This is a genomic window from Microbacterium karelineae (assembly GCF_009745985.1).
GTDB classification, from domain to species: Bacteria; Actinomycetota; Actinomycetes; order Actinomycetales; family Microbacteriaceae; genus Microbacterium; species Microbacterium karelineae.
This window is the reverse complement of record NZ_WFIX01000007.1, coordinates 1-609: the sequence shown is the minus strand read 5'-3', so window position 1 is coordinate 609 and position 609 is coordinate 1. Positions and strand designations below refer to the sequence as shown.

The following is a 609-nucleotide window of genomic DNA, read 5'->3' as shown; positions in this document are numbered from 1 at the left end:
TACCGGACATACAGTTTCACATGGAGCGTGGTTACAGTGCTGACACATTACTGGCTGGAAGATCACGAGTTCGCAGGTATCCAGCTTCAAAATACATTAATGGGTCGTTATGAAATCGCGAAGGAAGTTCCTTTGGCAGATTTCATCAACGTAGCTTTCGATGATGAACACAAAGGATGGAACAAACCTTTGGAATACCACACGATCAGCGGAGCACTTCCAGCGAGAAAAATCGACCTTTGGGATGCTTTTGATGATACAGATGGTCCTCACTTCAACTTATCTATCGACCTGAACTCTTGTACTGGTTGTGGAGCATGTATTATTGCTTGTCAGGCAGAAAACAACGTTCCTGTAGTAGGGAAAGAAGAAGTAAGAATGTCCAGAGATATGTACTGGTTAAGAATTGACCGTTACTATTCTTCAAGACAAACGGTAGAAGTATACGAAGGATTGAAAGAAGGAATGGCTGTACCAGAATTATACGGTACTGCATTCAACAAAGAAGGAGGTGCATTAAACCACCCTGCAGACAACCCGGATGTAATCTTCCAGCCAGTAATGTGTCAGCACTGTAACCACGCTCCATGTGAAACTGTATGTCCGGTA

General features: G+C 43.3%; 1 protein-coding gene. It reads left to right on the top strand.

Going from position 1 to position 609, the window contains the following annotated elements:
* Positions 1-27 precede the first annotated feature (27 nt).
* On the top strand, positions 28-609 hold a 582-nt coding region (locus GB932_RS21700; RefSeq protein WP_197517164.1), incomplete at its 3' end, for a 4Fe-4S binding protein.